2 protein-coding genes are annotated in these 1,145 nt (G+C 40.4%); one reads left to right on the top strand and one right to left on the bottom strand.

Annotation, left to right across the window (positions count from 1 at the left end; all coding sequences use genetic code 11):
* A partial coding sequence (locus M595_RS27745; protein ID WP_023069881.1) for a bifunctional sterol desaturase/short chain dehydrogenase occupies nt 1-988 on the top strand: 988 nt, incomplete at its 5' end.
* Nucleotides 989-998: 10 nt separating this feature from the next.
* Here the strand turns inward: M595_RS27745 and M595_RS29840 are convergent.
* Nucleotides 999-1,145: ATP-binding protein (locus tag M595_RS29840; protein WP_023069880.1), on the bottom strand; the 147-nt coding region annotated here is incomplete at its 5' end.

Below are 1,145 nucleotides of genomic sequence, written 5' to 3'. Positions count from 1 at the left end.
GCTCTTCCGATCTTATACGCTTTCGTTTTTACTTCCCGCAATTGCCCGAGGACTCGGTATTCCCAAAGTCGATCAACTCACAGATATTACTCATCTTCCCGGCGAATTTTATCAACCGCCCTCTCACTGGTTTGTTAACCGTCCTTATCACTGGCGGCATCATTTTGACAATCAAAACGCTTATTTTTGTGGTACGCTCACCTTCGTCGATAAACTGATGGGAACAGCACTTTCTCTCAAAGGTAAAACAATCGCAGTTACAGGCGCATCTGGAACTCTAGGACGAGCGCTTTTATTACAACTTCATCAAGCCGAAGCAAAAGTTATCGCCCTCACGTCTGGAGATCAAACCGTTAGTATTCATCTCAATGGAGAAGAATATCCCGTCAAAACCATCACCTGGAAAGTCGGTGAAGAAGATCAACTCACTCAGTTATTGAAAAAAGTTGATATTCTGATTTTAAATCATGGCATTAATGTTCATGGAGAACGCACACCCCAAGCAATCACAAACTCTTATGAAATCAATGCGTTTTCAAGTTGGCGGTTACTCGAATTATTTCTGTCAACCGTAGAAACAAACACAGATATTGCTCGCAAAGAAATTTGGGTCAATACCAGCGAAGCCGAAGTCAGTCCGGCATTGAGTCCGTTATACGAACTCAGTAAACGAACTTTAGGAGATTTAATTACCCTCAGACGTTTAGATGCGCCCTGTGTAATTCGGAAATTAATTTTAGGGCCGTTTAAAAGTAATTTGAATCCGATTGGTGTGATGTCACCGGACTGGGTTGCCAAACAAATTGTCAAACAAGCTTGTTCAGATATGAGAACAATTATTGTAACGATTAACCCAATTACTTTTATTGCTTTTCCAGTTAAAGAGTTTTTTGTTTCTCTGTACTTCAAACTCTTTACTCACAAATCTATCCCGACATTTTTACGGAAAGAAGTATCTTCTTCCGAGACATTTTCTAAATTTAATTAATCACGACGATTTAACTCTGAGTTGGTCGTGGAACCCGAATAACAAACTCAGTTCCTTTTCCCAAATTTGATTTCACCTCAATCGATCCCTGATGCTTTTCGACAATAATAGACTGTGCGATCGCCAACCCTAATCCCGTTCCTTTCCCTACAGCTTT

This window comes from Lyngbya aestuarii BL J, assembly GCF_000478195.2.
Classification (GTDB): Bacteria; Cyanobacteriota; Cyanobacteriia; order Cyanobacteriales; family Microcoleaceae; genus Capilliphycus; species Capilliphycus aestuarii.
This window is presented reverse-complemented; position numbering and strand designations above follow the sequence as displayed.